The 16,348-nt window shown below is 26.7% G+C and carries 23 protein-coding genes and 2 pseudogenes; 12 read left to right on the top strand and 13 right to left on the bottom strand.

The genetic code is table 11. The features are described 5' to 3' along the window. The first annotated feature begins 12 nt into the window (after positions 1 to 12). Both HA141_RS05485 and HA141_RS05480 read left to right on the top strand, forming a co-directional pair. Positions 13 to 405 carry a hypothetical protein gene (locus HA141_RS05485; RefSeq protein WP_209117666.1) on the top strand — a complete coding sequence of 131 codons (393 nt, stop codon included), beginning with the start codon at positions 13 to 15 and terminating at the stop codon, positions 403 to 405. Positions 406 to 452: 47 nt separating this feature from the next. Further along, on the top strand, positions 453 to 1,034 hold the full coding sequence (locus tag HA141_RS05480; RefSeq protein WP_209117664.1) for a cell surface protein: 582 nt from the start codon (positions 453 to 455) through the stop codon (positions 1,032 to 1,034). Between the two features lie 133 nt (positions 1,035 to 1,167). Here the strand turns inward: HA141_RS05480 and HA141_RS05475 are convergent, their stop codons facing one another. Continuing rightward, positions 1,168 to 1,647: a glutathione peroxidase gene (locus HA141_RS05475; protein ID WP_209117662.1), complete on the bottom strand. Its 480-nt coding sequence runs from the start codon at positions 1,645 to 1,647 to the stop codon at positions 1,168 to 1,170. Positions 1,648 to 1,791: 144 nt separating this feature from the next. On the opposite strand from HA141_RS05475, the gene HA141_RS05470 reads away from it, so the two are divergent. The 3 genes from HA141_RS05470 (at position 1,792) to HA141_RS05460 (ending at position 3,515) form a co-directional block, all read left to right on the top strand. Further along, the gene (locus tag HA141_RS05470; RefSeq protein ID WP_209117660.1) at positions 1,792 to 2,034 is read left to right on the top strand and encodes a lectin subunit alpha; all 243 of its coding nucleotides are present in this window, start codon (positions 1,792 to 1,794) and stop codon (positions 2,032 to 2,034) included. 11 nt (positions 2,035 to 2,045) lie between these two features. Beyond that, positions 2,046 to 3,221 carry a formate-dependent phosphoribosylglycinamide formyltransferase gene (purT, locus tag HA141_RS05465; protein ID WP_209117658.1) on the top strand — a complete coding sequence of 392 codons (1,176 nt, stop codon included), beginning with the start codon at positions 2,046 to 2,048 and terminating at the stop codon, positions 3,219 to 3,221. A gap of 93 nt (positions 3,222 to 3,314) precedes the next feature. Next, positions 3,315 to 3,515: a hypothetical protein gene (locus HA141_RS05460; RefSeq protein WP_209117656.1), complete on the top strand. Its 201-nt coding sequence runs from the start codon at positions 3,315 to 3,317 to the stop codon at positions 3,513 to 3,515. 14 nt (positions 3,516 to 3,529) lie between these two features. On the opposite strand, the gene HA141_RS05455 is transcribed toward HA141_RS05460, so the two are convergent. The 8 genes and pseudogenes from HA141_RS05455 to HA141_RS05425 form a co-directional block, all read right to left on the bottom strand. Beyond that, on the bottom strand, positions 3,530 to 3,691 hold the full coding sequence (locus HA141_RS05455; RefSeq protein ID WP_209117654.1) for a photosystem II reaction centre N prot: 162 nt from the start codon (positions 3,689 to 3,691) through the stop codon (positions 3,530 to 3,532). 401 nt (positions 3,692 to 4,092) lie between these two features. Continuing rightward, on the bottom strand, positions 4,093 to 6,699 hold the full coding sequence (pepN, locus tag HA141_RS05450) for an aminopeptidase N (protein WP_209117652.1): 2,607 nt from the start codon (positions 6,697 to 6,699) through the stop codon (positions 4,093 to 4,095). A gap of 50 nt (positions 6,700 to 6,749) precedes the next feature. Further along, positions 6,750 to 7,034 carry a hypothetical protein gene (locus HA141_RS05445; protein ID WP_209117650.1) on the bottom strand — a complete coding sequence of 95 codons (285 nt, stop codon included), beginning with the start codon at positions 7,032 to 7,034 and terminating at the stop codon, positions 6,750 to 6,752. Positions 7,035 to 7,267: 233 nt separating this feature from the next. Then, positions 7,268 to 7,288: pseudogene (locus tag HA141_RS09780) on the bottom strand (hypothetical protein). A 38-nt stretch (positions 7,289 to 7,326) separates the two neighbouring features. Beyond that, positions 7,327 to 7,902, bottom strand: a pseudogene (locus tag HA141_RS05440) (MBL fold metallo-hydrolase); the annotation flags it as partial. A 69-nt stretch (positions 7,903 to 7,971) separates the two neighbouring features. After that, positions 7,972 to 8,274 carry a hypothetical protein gene (locus tag HA141_RS05435; RefSeq protein WP_209117646.1) on the bottom strand — a complete coding sequence of 101 codons (303 nt, stop codon included), beginning with the start codon at positions 8,272 to 8,274 and terminating at the stop codon, positions 7,972 to 7,974. Positions 8,275 to 8,320: 46 nt separating this feature from the next. Further along, complete coding sequence (locus HA141_RS05430) at positions 8,321 to 8,506, bottom strand: hypothetical protein (protein WP_011818521.1); 186 nt, start codon at positions 8,504 to 8,506, stop codon at positions 8,321 to 8,323. Positions 8,507 to 8,612: 106 nt separating this feature from the next. Then, the gene (locus HA141_RS05425; RefSeq protein WP_209117644.1) at positions 8,613 to 8,993 is read right to left on the bottom strand and encodes a DCC1-like thiol-disulfide oxidoreductase family protein; all 381 of its coding nucleotides are present in this window, start codon (positions 8,991 to 8,993) and stop codon (positions 8,613 to 8,615) included. A gap of 204 nt (positions 8,994 to 9,197) precedes the next feature. Between HA141_RS05425 and HA141_RS05420 the strand changes: the two genes are divergently transcribed. Together HA141_RS05420 and HA141_RS05415 are read left to right on the top strand one after the other, a co-directional pair. Next, the gene (locus tag HA141_RS05420; protein WP_002806597.1) at positions 9,198 to 9,335 is read left to right on the top strand and encodes a hypothetical protein; all 138 of its coding nucleotides are present in this window, start codon (positions 9,198 to 9,200) and stop codon (positions 9,333 to 9,335) included. A 106-nt stretch (positions 9,336 to 9,441) separates the two neighbouring features. Continuing rightward, positions 9,442 to 9,711, top strand: coding sequence for a hypothetical protein (locus HA141_RS05415; RefSeq protein WP_209117642.1), 270 nt, complete (start codon positions 9,442 to 9,444; stop codon positions 9,709 to 9,711). Between the two features lie 416 nt (positions 9,712 to 10,127). Here HA141_RS05415 and HA141_RS05410 read toward each other — a convergent pair whose 3' ends face one another. Together HA141_RS05410 and HA141_RS05405 are read right to left on the bottom strand one after the other, a co-directional pair. Further along, complete coding sequence (locus tag HA141_RS05410; RefSeq protein ID WP_209117640.1) at positions 10,128 to 10,448, bottom strand: DUF3303 domain-containing protein; 321 nt, start codon at positions 10,446 to 10,448, stop codon at positions 10,128 to 10,130. A gap of 692 nt (positions 10,449 to 11,140) precedes the next feature. Continuing rightward, complete coding sequence (locus tag HA141_RS05405; protein ID WP_209117638.1) at positions 11,141 to 11,611, bottom strand: GNAT family N-acetyltransferase; 471 nt, start codon at positions 11,609 to 11,611, stop codon at positions 11,141 to 11,143. A 19-nt stretch (positions 11,612 to 11,630) separates the two neighbouring features. Between HA141_RS05405 and HA141_RS05400 the strand changes: the two genes are divergently transcribed. Further along, entirely contained in the window at positions 11,631 to 12,311 is a 681-nt protein-coding gene (locus tag HA141_RS05400; RefSeq protein ID WP_209117636.1) for a peptidase E, read from the top strand. Positions 12,312 to 12,332: 21 nt separating this feature from the next. On the opposite strand, the gene HA141_RS05395 is transcribed toward HA141_RS05400, so the two are convergent. Beyond that, the gene (locus tag HA141_RS05395; protein WP_209117634.1) at positions 12,333 to 12,737 is read right to left on the bottom strand and encodes a hypothetical protein; all 405 of its coding nucleotides are present in this window, start codon (positions 12,735 to 12,737) and stop codon (positions 12,333 to 12,335) included. A gap of 163 nt (positions 12,738 to 12,900) precedes the next feature. Between HA141_RS05395 and HA141_RS05390 the strand changes: the two genes are divergently transcribed. From HA141_RS05390 to HA141_RS05380, 3 genes are read left to right on the top strand one after another with little or no spacing between them, the layout of a single operon-like run. Next, positions 12,901 to 13,134 (top strand): hypothetical protein, encoded by a 234-nt coding sequence (locus tag HA141_RS05390; protein WP_209117631.1) that lies wholly within the window; start codon positions 12,901 to 12,903, stop codon positions 13,132 to 13,134. A 32-nt stretch (positions 13,135 to 13,166) separates the two neighbouring features. Continuing rightward, positions 13,167 to 13,970, top strand: a complete 804-nt coding sequence (locus HA141_RS05385; RefSeq protein ID WP_209117629.1) for a hypothetical protein — start codon at positions 13,167 to 13,169, stop codon at positions 13,968 to 13,970. Between the two features lie 20 nt (positions 13,971 to 13,990). Continuing rightward, positions 13,991 to 15,151: an NAD(P)-binding protein gene (locus HA141_RS05380; RefSeq protein ID WP_209117627.1), complete on the top strand. Its 1,161-nt coding sequence runs from the start codon at positions 13,991 to 13,993 to the stop codon at positions 15,149 to 15,151. Here the strand turns inward: HA141_RS05380 and HA141_RS05375 are convergent. Continuing rightward, complete coding sequence (locus tag HA141_RS05375) at positions 15,144 to 15,740, bottom strand: uridine kinase family protein (protein ID WP_209117625.1); 597 nt, start codon at positions 15,738 to 15,740, stop codon at positions 15,144 to 15,146. The two genes, HA141_RS05380 and HA141_RS05375, sit on opposite strands and share 8 nt — an antisense overlap. A 266-nt stretch (positions 15,741 to 16,006) precedes the next feature. Between HA141_RS05375 and HA141_RS05370 the strand changes: the two genes are divergently transcribed. Then, on the top strand, positions 16,007 to 16,321 hold the full coding sequence (locus tag HA141_RS05370) for a helix-hairpin-helix domain-containing protein (RefSeq protein WP_209117623.1): 315 nt from the start codon (positions 16,007 to 16,009) through the stop codon (positions 16,319 to 16,321). The last annotated feature ends 27 nt before the right edge of the window (positions 16,322 to 16,348 follow it).

Raw genomic sequence — 16,348 nt, 5'->3', positions numbered from 1 at the left:
AGGAAATTTTTCTTGTTTATATTAGTATCTATTTTTCTGCCAATAATTTTTTTTATTGCACCAATAAATGTAAATGCTATGCAAGGTAATTTAGATTTATCAAGTGCTCAAACTTCTGTAGGCAAAAGATTTGCTAAAGTTTTTTGTGATGCAAAGAGGGAAGGTTTAGATTCTGATTTTGCTAGTGAGTATGCATTGAATAATACATATTTGAAATTTGTAGCATTTCCTGATGATGACGAATATTTGGCTGATTTATGGAATTTCACCCATAATAATATATTAGATAATTGTGGTGAATTTGTAGATATAAATGATCTAAAAGACCTAGAGATTTTTTTTAAAGAAGAAGGTTTAATTGCATCAAATAGGGAACTCTATTTACCAACTTTTGAGAATAATTAGATTAAATTTTTAGCATGTACTAAAATATAAATAGAATATGAAATTTTATGAAACTATTAGGTTTAAATTCACCTGAAATATTCATAATATTAGTAATTTTGCTTTCTATTTTAGGTCCAAAAAGAGTTGAAAAAGGTTTCTTATTATTCAAAAAACTATTAAAGTTCCTCTTAAGTAAAGATAAAAATCAAAGCTCAGTAAATACAAAAGTAAAACCAGAGAAACCAGAAGAAAGTGAAGTTAAAGAAGAAACAGTAGATTCAGAAGTAAAATCAGAGAAGCCAGAAGAAAGTGATGTTAAAGAAGAAACAGTAGATTCAGAAGTGAAATCAGAGGAACCAGAAGAAAGTGAAGTTAAAGAAGAAATAATAGAGTCAGAAGTAAAATCAGAGGAACCAGAAGAAAGTGATGTTAAAGAAGAAATAATAGAGTCAGAAGTAAAATCAGAGGAACCAGAAGAAAGTGAAGTTAAAGAAGAAATAATAGAGTCAGAAGTAAAATCAGAGGAACCAGAAGAAAGTGAAATTAAAGAAGAAGCAGTTGAGCCAGAGGTGAAATCAATTAAACCTAAAAAAAGAACTGTTAAAGATGAAATAATAGACGTAGAAGTTGATTCTGATAATAAATAAGATTTAAAATAAATGTAAAGAATAATAGAAAAATTTGAATCCTAAAAAAAAATTTAAAAATAATTTGCTTATTTTTAATTAAATATAAAAAGTCTTTATTTTTAATATTTTAATTTGAATTATAAAGAGGTTTTTATGAATCTAAAGCTACTTCTATAGCTGCTATTAAGTTTTCGTCAAATGGTTTAACACTTGGCTTGAATCTTGCAATTACCTTACTATCTTTTCCTATCAGAAACTTCTCGAAATTCCATTCAACATCTCCTCCCGGTTCAACTTTGTTAAGGGTTGTATATGGTTCTGTGGTGTTGCCTTTGGCATGAACTTTTTCATATATTTCAAACTTAATTCCAAATTTTGTTGTGCAAAAATCTTTTATTTCTGAAAGAGTGTCAGGTTCTTGTTTCCCAAAATCATTACAAGGGAATGCAAGTATTCTTAGGCCTTTGCTTGAATATAAATCATGTAGCTTTTGAAGATCCTCATACTGAGCAGTATTTCCGCAATAACTAGCCACATTAACAATTAAAATTACTTCCCCTGAATATTCACCTAGTTTTATGGATGATCCTTCTGCGGAAAGAACAGTAGTATTTTGTACGTCAACTTGCATGTCTAAAAAAAATCACCCTTTGAAGATAGCATTGTATAGACTTTATTGTGTTTAATTTATATGGTGGTTTTGGTTATTTCTTTCATAAGTTTTAATTTTTCTTCTATTTAACCATTTATAATTAATATTATTATAAGTTTAAATTTGGACCCTTTAGACCCACTTACTGAAATTATTAATTCCGGTCAAGGTTTTTTACCTGCAATTGCCTTAGAAAGAATTATTTGGGCAATGATTGGAATCTTTTTTTTAGGAGCAATTTCAAGATCAATAACTAATAGCATGCGAAGTCAAAATTGGTATGTTAGAAATTTTTTATTTAGTTTTTCTAAAGATAAAAAAATTACAGAAGATACATCTTCACAACCTTCTACTGATGAGGAATAAGTTTTATATATATGAAAGAATCAATTTTTTCTAAAAAGAGAATTTTATTACTTGGTAGTGGCGAGCTTGGAAAAGAATTAGTAATAGAATCCAAAAGATTAGGATTAGAAGTAATTGCAATTGATCGATATGAAAAAGCTCCTGCAATGCAAGTTGCTGATTATTCAAGAGTAATTGATATGGGAGATAAAAATATTTTAAAAAATGTTATAAAAGAATTTAAGCCTGACTATGTTGTCCCAGAAATAGAGGCACTTTCAATTGAAGCCCTAAAAGAACTCGAGGATGAAGGATTCAATATTGTTCCCAATTCCAGAACTGTAGAAATTACAATGAACAGAGATAAAATTAGAGACTTAGCTTCTAAAGATTTAAATATTAAAACTGCAAAGTTTGATTATATTTTTGAATTTGATGATTTAGAAAAAAAAGCAGATGAAATTGGATTCCCACTTTTACTAAAGCCTTTAATGAGCTCTTCAGGAAAAGGGCAGAGTTTGGTTGAAACAAAAAATGATTTACAAAATGCTTGGAAACAGGCACAAGCAAATTCAAGAGGAAAGGTTAAAGGTGTAATTATTGAAGAATTTATTAATTTTGATTTTGAGTTTACTCTTCTAACTGTAAGAAAAGAAAATGGTGAAAATATTTTTTGTTTACCAATTGGACATCTTCAATCTAATGGAGACTATCAATGTAGTTGGCAACCTTTAGAGATCAAGGAGTTCTTAATTATTGAAGCTAAGAAAATGACAAGTAGAATATTAAATAACCTTAATGGAGCTGGATTATACGGAGTAGAATTTTTTGTAAAAGGAAGTGAGGTTATATTTTCAGAATTATCTCCAAGACCACACGACACTGGTATTGTTACATTAGTTAGTCAAAATATTAATGAATTTGAATTACATTTAAGGGCTTTTTTGAATTTACCAATACCGCGTATAGATCTAATAGAGCCCTCTGCAACAAGAGTTATACTCTCTAACCAAGAGTATCTAAATCCTATTTATGAGGGTCTTAATGAAGCATTAGAATTTGAAAAGACCAAAGTGCTCATATTTGGCAAACCAGTTTCCAGAAAAGGCAGAAGAATGGGTGTTGTTCTCTCATCAAATTCTGACATTGATTTGGCTAGAAAAAATGCAGATGAAGCTGCTCTTAAAATAAAAGTCACTACTACATAAATATTAAATAAAAATAACGAAAAAAATACTTATTTCCTTTGTTTTTGTTAAGTGTTTCTCTGAGTATTATTTGAGTATGTTCTCTCTTTCTCAATGATAGAAAATTATAAAGGTTGGGATATAACTTTAAATTGGGATAATAAAAATTATCTCGAAAGGGATAATACTAAAAATAATTTTTTTAATCAAAAAGAAAAATGGATTGGGGTTCACTTAAATGGTGAAAAAATCTATGGCTCTTCCCTAAAAGAAATTAGGCATATTATTGATTACCCTAGCTTGCATGCAAAGTAGTTTAAAAGATTTTTTTAATTATCCTGATTATTTTCATTATCTTCAATTAGTTCATTAGCAAGTTTTCTTAAATCTCCCTTAATCGAGACCCATGTAAAGGCAATTATAAAAATTGAAGCAGATATCGCAACAGTGATTTTTTCGACAGGGGACAATCCAAGTGCAATAGCAAACATTTCAAACCAAATAATAATTTTTTATTATATTGAATTTTTTTAAATAGTTAGAATCAATTTTTTTATTGCAATGATACTTAATTAATCAAAATATAATAAATAAAATTTAAATTACTTATTTTATTTATTGTTTCTGATTTCAATTTTATTCAGTAAGATTAAATTATGGAAAAAAAAAAGTGCCCCCAATGTAAAAATTTAATTTTAAAAACTTCCCCAACATGTTTATATTGTGGTAGACCTAATAAATTTATAACTAAGGAATACGTAAATAAAAAGTGGAATAAAGATAATAATAAAAATGTATTTAATTATATTTTTATTAATAATTATACTTTATTTATTTTATTATTAATATTTACAATCGTTATTATTAAATCTAGTTAAATATTATCAAAAAATCACTCTATTATTGCATCTAAAACTTCTTTAGTATTTTTTGATAGTTTGTTTTTTTTAATCTGTTTTATTGTTTCTATCATATTACTTTTGTAAGGTTCTGAATAATAATTATATCTACTAAATACTTTTACAAAACGGGAAATTACTATTGGATTTAATTTATCAAATTCAATTATCTTTTTTGCGATATATTTATAACCAGAACCATTAATTGCATGAAAAGTACTATTTTTTGTTACGAATGTATTTAATATAGCTCTTAAAGTGTTTGGTGATTTTGCATCAAAAAACTTATTTTCAAATAATTTTTCAATGCTGCTTGTTTTTTCATCAATTTCTATAGATGCATTAAATGAGAACCAACTATCCAAAACGACACTATTATTTTTCCATTTATTGAAGAATATATTTGAAATAATTTTTCTTTCATAACAATTAATTCTACTGAATGAATTCATTGCAGCTTTTGCTAGCGTCATCGAATTACTATCGACATAATTAATTATTTTGCCTTTAATTTCCTTATCATCACTGCTTAAGAGTAGTTTCCAAATAGTTTCGATTAGTTTTCTTTCATTTTTACCTTCTGGCCAAACTTTATCTAGATTTGTTTCTATTTCTTGGAGCTTAAAATGTAATTCTTCTTTTAATTTAGTACCGAATAGATGATTTAATTCGTCAATAGTTTTATATATCTTTAAAGGGTCTATATTTTCTATCTCCGATTCAATTTCAGCAAATGTCGGAATATTTAATAATTCTGATAAAAGGGATAAATTAATATCTTTATTTTTTATTAATGATATTAAGGTGCTTATTAATTTATTTTCAATTTTATGATCTGGTTTTCCATCTAATCTGCATAAAATAATTTTTTTATAAAATACTTTTACAGTATTAGATAGTGTAAAAAAATCTTTTTCATATTTTAAGATTAAAAATTGTTCATCCAAGGTAGTGTCTGATTCCCACTCAACAGGTGAAGAGAATTCTCGAAAATAAGTTACTAAAGGAATTTGAATGTGAGATCTTACATTCCTAAAAATAAATTCTTGTTTTTTTGTTTTTAAAACAACTGTTTTTTCTATCGTTTTATTTTCACCGCAAAATATAGCCAGATTTATAGGAATTATTAGAGGTAAATCATTATATGGGTTCTTATTTATTGGATTACTTTGTGAGGCTTCAATTGTAAGTTTTTCGCCTTTTTGATCCCAAATTCTCTTGAATTTAATTTTTGGGGTCCCATTTTGCTTGTACCAGATTTTAAACTTTTCAGGATCGATTTCCTTATTGTGCTCTAAAATTTTATCGACAAATTGGTCTATTGTTGCTGCCTTTCCATCATATGTAGAGATGTAATTACTAAATCCTCTATAGAAATTTTCATCTTTTACAAGCTTATTAAGCATTCTAATTATTTCTGCTCCTTTCTCGTAAATCGTGGTCGTATAGAAATTGTCTATTTCTTGGTATCTCTCTGGCATTACAGGATGTGATGTTGGGCCAGAATCCTCTCTAAATTGATTTCTTCTAAGAAATTTCGCATCATCAAGTCTCTTAATTTCACAATTATGAACGTCTGCAGTGAATTGTTGATCTCTGAATACTGTTAAACCCTCTTTTAGAGATAGTTGAAACCAATCCCTACAAGTCACTCTATTCCCCGTCCAATTATGGAAGTATTCATGGGCGATTACACCCTCTATTCTTTCTAATTCTTCATCAGTTGTTGTTTCAGAATTAGCGAGTATTAGTTTTGAGTTGAAAATATTGAGACTTTTATTTTCCATTGCTCCCATATTAAAGTGCCTGACTGCAACAATATTGAACAATGACAAATCGTATTCAAGGTTATATTTATCCTCATCCCACTTCATAGATTTCTGTAAGGAACTTATTGCATGTTGCACATATTTTTCATCGCCATACTCAACATAAATATTTATTTTTACTTTTTTATTCGATTTTGTTATGAAATTGTCTTTTACACAATTAAGTTTCCCTGCTACCAATGCAAATAGATATGAGGGTTTCGGATATGGGTCTTCCCAAATTATTTCATGTCGATTATTTGCAAGATTATTTTCTTTTACGACGTTACCATTTGAAAGTAAGACAGGGTAATCATCCTTGTCTGCCTCAATTCTCACGATGTATTTGCTTAGAATATCAGGCCTATCAGAGTGAAAACTTATTCTTCTAAATCCCTCTGCCTCACATTGCGTAGTTATAATTCCATTGCTCTCATACATTCCTAAAAGGGATGTATTTTCCTTCGGTTTAATTATTCCTTCTATTTTTAATAAAAAAATATCTTTGTTTATATTTTCAATTTTTAAGTTATTTTTTTGCTGTTTGTAGTATTCGTTTTCCAGTAGTGAGTCATCTATAAATATTTTTTTTATTAATATATCCGTACCATCAAGAATTAGATTTCTGGTATTTTTATTTTTTTTTACCAATTTTAGTTTGGTCGTAACATTTACAGCATTTTTCTTAATTACGAAGTCCAAAAAGATTTCTGGAATTTCATAATCAAAAACTTTGTAATCTTCAAGTTTCACATATCTTGAAATAGTCTTTTGGCTTGTTTGTTTTTTCATCTTTATAAATAATTTCAGGAGTTAAATAAACTAGAACATTTCTTTAGAAATTATAAGTTAGAACTTTTATCTTCTGATTTACAAAAATGTGTTTTAACTTCTCCAGAAGGAAGTAGTTCGTATAAAGAAGGATTATTAATATCAGGCGATCCGTCCTTATTAAATTGGTACCTCCAGTCCCATTTTCTATCTGTAAAAGAAATATAGTCTTTTCTTAGAGAGTATGGAAGCATAAGCTTTTTTTTATTCCAATTAATGTTTATAAATGCTCCTGGCTTTAACTCAGATATCTTTTCTACTTTGGAAAAGTCGCCATTAATATTATTTCTAATCACAAGATAAAGCTTTGAATTTTCACATACATAGCTACTATTTAAAGCTAATAAAAGTATCGAGGTGATAAAAAATGAATGAATTTTTTGTACTCCTTTTATAATAAATTTACATTCAGGATAAATGACTAAAAAAGATCTTTATAGATCAATTCTAAATCATAATAGATTGCATGCTCTTAAGATCTACAAGATTACAATTTAATTCCTCTTTATATTCCTGTACTGAAATAAAATTATTTAAAAAACCTGAATATTTTGCATCTCCCCCCACGGTACTAGAAAGTATAAATTTAGGATTGAATTTGCTAATCAATTTAGGAATTACATCAGCGCCTTTCACAAAAGAACCTAATAGTGGTAATTCTAAATTTTTTGTAGGAGTAATGACTGCATCAAGATTTTGTTCATTTAAATTTTCATCAAGATATCCATGGGGTTCTATATAAAACCCATTATCTTGATCGTCTTTGACAATATATCCGTTCTCTATTTGTGGGACTGGTGCTCCAGCAGTGGCTTCAAAACTTAAATTAAATTCATTAGTCTTTTCATTTGGTTTAAGCATTTTAATTGAACTAAAACCAATTTTTTCTAATGTTTCAATAGCACTTTTAGGACAGATGATAGGAATATCCTTTTTGAACATTTCTAATGTTGGAATATGACAGTGATCAGGTAATCCTTGGGTTAACAAAATAATATCTATTTCTTTATCTATTAATATTTCTTTTTCTAATGATCCTTTAAAAAACCACTCGCCGGGTGGAAATATTAAATCTCCTATGAGCCAAGGATCAATTATTAAATTGGTTTTTTGAAATTTTATAATCCAACCATTTGATCCAAGGTAGGTCGCTTCAAAGGCCATTATCACTTAATTGTTTTATTTGATAATAAAGTAATTTTGGCTTTATCGAGAAGTTACTGATTTAGTTTATTAGTTTGCTTCATTTAAAATTTGAAATGACTTTCTTTTTAGATTAAATATTAAAACTTGGTTATCTTTATAGCTAATTTTAAAGTCTTCTTTTTCTACCAGTTGTACTGGTATTAATGCTATTCCTCCTGTTCCTGAAAATATAATTGGCATGGTGTTATTTTTCGTTCCATTCATTTTTTGTAAGTCAATAGCTTGAGAAACTATTTTTCTGGCTTTATCAAATCCGTAATCTTCTATTAATTCAGGCCATAAAAAGTTAACTGGTTGATATTTCGAAAACTCAATTTGTACTGTTTTCATTAAAAAAATGTTTGATATATAATGATTAATTGATAACGATATAAATTTAATTACTATTTTTAAACCTATCCATGACTAGTTGTAACATATCCACTACATCTCCATCAGTTAAATTTAAATCCTTCTTTAAATCATTGCAAGTTAAATTCATTTCAAGTGCTGCTTCTGCCATATGATTAACTTTTTGGTTGTCACCACCCAATGAAATAAAGGGATTGAAGTTTTCTATCATTAATATTTAGAATTACTATCTATTTCTAGCTAAGATATAATCATTTATCATTGATTGATACAGAAGCTTATAAATATGTTATTAATTATTTAGAAATTTTTTATTTTTAAACTAAAGATGTTGATATCCCTTTTGATATCAATGCTAATCTTCTAGCTCTGATTAAAAAAGGGAATATCATTTTTGTTCGTTTATTAGATTTAAATACTCTAGAAAGTAATAAAAGTAAACTGCTTGAGGGGTTACTTATCTGTTTGCAAATAGTATTAATTGCTTCCGCTCCATGAAAGATATCTTCATCTTTCAATAGAATAGCTCCATTATCTAGGTCATAACCTTTCTCTAATAGGGATTCAATGAGAGTTAAATTCTTACGACCATCAAGAATTTTAATATTAGTTATCTTGCTTTTGATTTCTAGGAGTTCAGCAAAATGATTGCAGAAGGGACATTTTCCATCATAAATAAAGGTATAGTTGGAAGTCATTAGATAAAAATACAGTGTTAATCGTCTTAAAGTATGCTACCAAAAGGGTTATTCCTTGATAATAAAATATAAAATAAAATTTTTGTGGATTGCTAATAGAGGAATTTAGCTTAAAGATTCACATAATTACAAAGAAATGTCTCAATATAGGTATATTTTTCATAAAAATCTGTATGCTTACTCGGAGATATTATGTTTTAAATCATGAATTTATTAGCTTCTTTTGCTTTAGGTGGTTTCAATCCTTGGGCAGCAGGCTTTGGAATTGGTTCTTTAGTCCTTTTTGGTCTAGTTGGTCTTGTTGCGGGTCCAAACCTAAAGAATTTTGACCCTGATGCATAAATAAACAAATTTAATATACATTTAAAAAAGACTCATTTGGGTCTTTTTTTATGCATTTTTTTTAATTTATTTTTAGAATCATAACTACTTATCTTTTTTTTAAGAAATGTTGTTGAATCCTTTTTATCCATTTACTTTTTTGAAAATCTCTTCTTTAAAAGCAACTATTGTTTTTTTATTAATTCTTTTAATTAAATCAAATTTGCTTAGATTAAAAGGAGGATTGATAGGTGGTCTTTTTGCTTTGATATTGATATCTGGAATTTTAGCCTCTAGTACCTTAGCTTTAGGATCTTTAGTTTATGCCTACAGGCTAAAAAAGAAATCTAGTACTGATGATAATCAAATGCAGGATTTAGAAACTGTTAATGTTTAAGATAATCAAGATTTTTGATTAAATTCGTTCCGTTTAAAAAGGCGTCCCTGGTACAAAGTGCAATACTAAAAATCCAAAACCGGCTGCAAAAACAATTGATATTGCAATAATAAGAAGGCCTGAGGCCATTCCTCCTTCGTTAAATGCCATATAGTTAGTTAATTTAAGTTAATAATAGAACATATTTGTTAACTAGTAATAGTTCTAATTACTCATAAATCATCCAAATTTATTATTAATGGTGTATAGAAGTAGAAAGATGGAAGTTAATGAGATTATAAAACCAAATATAATTAATGGTTTAGATTTAACTTTTTCTTCTTGCTTAAGATTACTTTTTGAAGAAGATAAATTTCTATCTTTTTTATAAATAAGATTGGGGAAAGGTTTAATCACGATAAAATTTATTGTTTTTGTTATTGCCCTAAGGTTTTGAACAAGTCTTTATGGTAATCAACTACATTTTGACAACTTATTACAGGTGTAAATTCCATATGTATACCAAATTTTGCTCTCCAAGGGGCAAAATGCGCAAAAATTTCCTTATCACTATGCGCCTTACATAAACAAACTACTCTCCCTTCTCCAGGTGCGTGTACTCTAAATAACATCTCAAAATTTTCTGTTTTATCTGTTTTAGCCATTTCACCATTTTCCCAAGCTTCCACAAATAATTGATAAGCTTTTACTTGATTTTCAATATCTGGGAATTGACAGTCAGCAAGAAATAATTGCATTGGAGTGTTATTTAAAAACTTTAAATATTATCCTTCAAAAAATCATTTATTAACGATAGTGTTTTAATTTGAAGATCAGTAATATACTGTTTTACCTAGATAAAGTGGGAAGAAAGCGTCTCTAAAAATTTACCAATATCTTTTTTATATAAACTATCTGTAATTTTTAAAGAGAAAAATTCTTGGTTGTTTCTTTCTTTTTTTTTATTGACAAAATTAAAGTTCCCTTTAAATAAAATATTTTTCATGATTGTTTTATCACTATTTAAAATCTAAACAAATATAAGTAAAAGGCAAATTTATTTACATTATGTTTTTATAAAAGATGCATAATTCTTCAATAAGAAAAAAAATCATTAAATTTAAGGGTTAATTATTTGTTCTAGAAGGTATAAAAATGTATTTGTTAGAGAAAAAATTACTGTAAAAAGTGATGCGATAACGGGTATTAAATTAAACCATAACTGCGAAGTCGTCATTTTGGAATCGATAGGCAGAAAATTGCTTCTTTTTTTTATTCTTATTTGTAACCAGAAAATAGATAATGGATAAACAATTCTTGAGAAAGTAATTATAAATGAGTGTAAAATTCCCTTGTTTGAATAAAGTATAAAGCCTGAAAAAAAGTATAAAGCCCAAACTAGGATTCTTTGAATAAGTATTAAACCCTTGCTTTTACTAAACATTATTAACTAATTTATTCTTATATTTTTAATCATTTTATATCTTTCAAAAAAAATATTATTTATAGTAACTTTTTCTTTACGAATAATTTCCCATTCATTTTTGAGAAATAATGTATAACTTATCAAGCTAGCTTCTGTTGAAAGAGTATCTAATCCATCTTTGCTAGCTTCATCCTCTAATTTATGAAGCAAAATAGAACCATAGCCTTTCCTTTGAAAATTACCTTTACAGTAGAATAAAGAAATTCTATTTAAAGGAAATCTTGTGGCAAATGCAATAATTATTCCCTGTTCAATTAAAAGCCATCCTTTCCCTTGAGTTATTGACTTATCAAAATTTGGATTTTTCCATGCTTGGCTAGACCAAGCCATTTTTTGTTCTTTACTGTAGATTTTTTCATCTAATGATTGAATTGAATCAAAATAAACCTTCTTTAATTCGAGTTGATCTTCTACCTTAATTTGTCTTAAATTCATAAACAAATGATTTATTAATATGCATACCAAAAATATAGTCGCAATTGGGGGAGGAGGTTTTGGACGTTCTTTAGGCTCTCTCGAAATAGAAAAATATATTATTTCTCTAATTAGAAAAAGAAATCCAAAAATTTGCTTTATTCCTACCGCATCTGGAGACAGTACTTTGTATAAACTAAATTTTTATAGAGCATTTTCTAAACTAGATTGCATAACAAGTCATATTGATTTTTTCTCAAGAACAGAAAACTTAGAAGAAAAAGTTTTAACCCAAGATATCATTTTTGTAGGTGGGGGAAATACAAAAAGTATGTTAGCAGTTTGGAAGGAATGGAATTTACATAACATTTTAAAAAATGCTTATGAAAAAGGAATTATAATGAGTGGTGTAAGTGCTGGAGCTATTTGTTGGTTTGATAAGGGAATAACGGATTCTTTTGCTCATGAATTGAAAATAATTGATTGCTTAGGCTTTGTTGATGGTATTGCATGTCCACATTTCGATGAAGAAAAAGATAGAGAACCTTATGTTAATGATGTTATTGAGAGAGAAATTATTGAATCTTGTATTTGTATTGAAGGAAATTGTGCACTACATATCAAAAATGATTTGGAATATTATTCAATAGATTTCGGTGATGGTAAAAATTGTTATAGGGTCTATAGAGAAAATAATAATTTAAAGAAAAAAATCCTTTAGAAAAATATTTATTAATTTATTTTAGATCTCCTCATTTTTTGAGATAGAAGTAAATTCAATACCTTTATACTTTACGAATGATGCCGTCCACACTTCTTTGGAAAGATTGCCAAGATACTTCAAGAATTGTTTTGTATCTCCGTCTCTTATCCATTCAGACTTAATAAAAGGGAGCTCTTTTTGCATCCTTTTAGGATGCATATTAACTAAGAGTAAACCATTATCTTCAGAGGCTCTTTTCAATGTCCCTTCATCACTCCTTTGGAAAACCCTTAGTAGAAGATTTAAAATAACCTCTTCACTAAGTCTCTTGAAATTTTCTTGTTCTTCTAAATTATCTTTAATTTCTTTACCTCCAAGAGGCATTGCTCTAACATGGTTTTGTTCAATTAATGCTATTGCAATTAGATAATCTTGGCTTGCCATATTCTAAAAAAAAATACTTTTTGACATTCTAACCTCTCGAGTTCATCAAAATCTTTTATGATTTGATGATTTCCCAAAAAAAAAAAATTAATTAATTTTTACCTTAAAAACTTGTGCCTTTATTTTTTATTCATATCATTTAATCATAATTAGTGTTTTTAATATGAAATATTTTATTTTTCTATTTACCGGAGTTTTTTTAGGTCTGTACTTATCATGGCCTGGAATATTAATTTCAAAGAACTGGAAATGTTTCAATGATATTATTGCAAAATCATCAGAAGATAAAATTTCTATAAAAGCAGTATTAGAGATTTCACCAAGCTATCTTTTTAAGAGTAAAAATAAAAATATACTTACAAAAATCAGGATCGTGGCAGATGCATGTTTTCGCTAAAATGTTAAAGTATCATTTTAAAATACTAATGGATGATAAATAATATAAGGTTTGAATTGTCATTTAAAAATATTTCTCAGTTAGAAAATAAGCTTAATTTCTGTAAATATAATAATATAAGGAATATCAATATCCCATGTAAAGATCCTGTAAAGAAGGAATTATTTAATTCAACAATTAAATATATTTCTAAAAATTTTAAGGAATTTAATGTAACTTATCACTATAGTTTGTATCATCAATATTCTAAAAATAAAGAAAAATCATACCAAGATTTTTTAGATTTTTTAAAAAATTCTTATTCAAACAGAAATTATCAAATTCTTCTTGTTTCAGGATCTAATAAGAAAAAAAATTTTGATGCAATTAATGTTTTAAGTAGTCTGAAAAAAGAAAAAAATTTAAAAGTTAAAATAGGTATTGCTTATAATCCATACTTGAAAGATTTTTATAATATTTATACAGAAAGAGAGAGATTCGAAAGGAAACTTTCTTCAGGATTAATAAATTCAATTTGGTTTCAATATGGCACAGATATTAAAGTAATTCAGAATGAAGTGAATTTTCTAAAGAAAGCTGCAAAAAATGAAGAATTAAATCTTTTTGGTAGTTTATTAATACCTTCAAAACAATTCATAGCAAGGTTTAAATTTCGTCCTTGGAAAGGGGTTTACATATCAGAAAAGTTTTTATCTTCATTAGAGGACTTTTATGATTTTACAAAGGATTTGGTATTTTTTTATAAAAAAAATAATATTACTCCTGTTATTGAAACTGATTTTTCATCATCAGAAAAACTTGATTCGATTTATAGTTTTTTCAGAAATGAAAGATAATTTTTACCAAATTAAGATTCATGAAGGTTGATTTTACATACGACTTATTAATAATAGGTGGAGGCATATCAGCATGTGTTTTCGCTTCAAAGTATCTTCAAAATAATAATACAAATAAAGTTGGCTTAATAGAGGTTGGTCGTGGACTAGGAGGAAGATCTAGTACGAGAATAAGTAAAAGATTTAAAGGTTGGGAACTAAACCATGGTGCTCCAAATTTAAATATATGCAATAGAAAAAATAACCTTTTATTAAAAAATTATATTGATGAATTATTGGCAAATAAATTTATTAAAATTGAAGATTCTGAATCGGTTTATCTAGATCAGGAAACTAATAAAGAAAATATTTATAATTCAGAATTTACTTGTGGGATTAATTATCTTTCTTTATTTTCTATGAGTCAACTATCACAAAAGATTATTGAGTTTAATAATTCAAAGGCAAAAATTGATTTTTATTTTGAAACTTTAATTGTGGATTTGGAGTTTAATAATAATGAATGGAAATTAACATCAAAAAATGGAGATATATTCAAATCTAAATGTCTTATTTGTTCAACAAATTTGTTATTGCATAAAAGGTCATTGAAAATATTAGATATCAATCAAATTCCATTAAGAAAAGCTATTCCAAAAAATAAAGAAAAAAAAATTGATTTACTTTTAAATTTTTTAGATAAACAAACATATATTCCAAGGTTAACTTTTTTAATTTATACAAACAAAAGGTATAACTATAAAGATGTTTATTATAAAAAAAATAGGTATTTTTATTTACAAAAAAATCTAGAGAATAAATATAAATTTGAACGAATTATTTTTCAGCTACAAAATAACAACAACTTGGGAATTGTGATACATACAAAAAATATAGATTTTATTGATTTTTGTTTAAAGGCAAAAGATGAAGATTTAATTAATCAAAAAATATTTTCAAATTTCAATGATCTGTTTAAGAATAATTCTACGATAAATCAATTAACTTGTAATGAGAAAATCTCTATTATGAAATGGAGAGCTTCACAACCCTCAAGTAATCCTGTCCCACTTTCTTTTCAATTTAGTAGACAATATAGAATTGGATTTTGCGGAGATTGGTTTGAAGGAGATGGATTTGGCAGGATTGAAGGTTCAATCTTAAGTGCTTTGGAGTTGGTAAAAAAAATAAGATTTAATTAAAAATTTTTTTAATTAAACTTTCAATATTAGTTTTTTTAGTAATAGTAAAATGATTTGCATTATTCTTTATAATTATCTTATTAAATTTTTTGTAATAAATATCCCAAGATTGTAAAAAATCCTCCTTTGCTTTTTTTTGGGACTTACCTCTTTCTTTTAGATCTCTTTTAGCAACTCTTTTCATACACTCATTTTTATTAAGTTTTAATTCCAAAAAAAAATAATTTTGATTATGTAAAGTGTTAGAAAATTCTTTCGCAAAAATTCCTTCTATAATTAAAAAGTTAATTTTATTTGTTTTATGTCTGAAATTTTTTATTATTTTTTTTTGGAAGTCATATGAACGCTGATTGATTGAAATTTCATTCTTAACAATAAAATTAAAATCTTTTTTAAATAGTTTGTAGTTAAAACTAATACTTCTATCGAAATAACCTTCAACAAATTTTGAGAAGAATTTACTTATTAGACCTGTTCTATAGTAATTATCTGTACTTAAAACAGTTCCATTTTTAATCTGATCTATTATTTGATTTGATAATGTTGTTTTACCACTACCTGATGGACCACTTATAAATATGAGCTTCATTTTATTGTTTTTAGTACTTTTCAAGCATTAATTTATACTAATAGTAAATAATTCCTATTTTGGAAAGTAAATTTTTCAATGAATTAAAGAATAATGTAAAAAAATCTTTCGATGGTTTGTAAGCTTGCATAAATATTAAATATGTGTCTTTATATAAATGTAAATAAATTAAATTTACTTAATTATCTATAAACTTATTATTAATTTCCTTCGGAAGTTAATATTATTAGAAATTTAAGATTTAATTTTATTACTTATATACTTCAATGATTTCTAAATTTTTAAGTAAACTTAAATCAATTCTATTTAAAAGTGCAGTACCTTCTAATACACCTTTAAAGAAACAAAAAAAGTCTACTAAGTCAGCAAAATCTTCAAAAACAAAAGTAAAAAAAGTTAGTTCAAAGAAAAGTATTGAAACCTTAACTACACTTCCTGGTGTAGGTGCTAAGAGTGCTAAGGCTTTGTATGAAGCTGGATTTAAGACAACTAAAGCAATTATTGCTGCGGATGAAAAAGATCTACTTGCCGTTTCTGGTGTTGGTATAAATCTTGTTAAAAAGCTAAAGAATTTGAAATAATTAAATTCCTTTTAAGCAGTTAAAGTT

The organism is Prochlorococcus marinus XMU1402 (genome assembly GCF_017696205.1).
In the GTDB taxonomy this organism is placed as follows: Bacteria; Cyanobacteriota; Cyanobacteriia; order PCC-6307; family Cyanobiaceae; genus Prochlorococcus_A; species Prochlorococcus_A marinus_AC.
The sequence above is the reverse complement of the archived record's forward strand: the minus strand, read 5'-3'. Positions and strand labels throughout refer to the sequence as shown.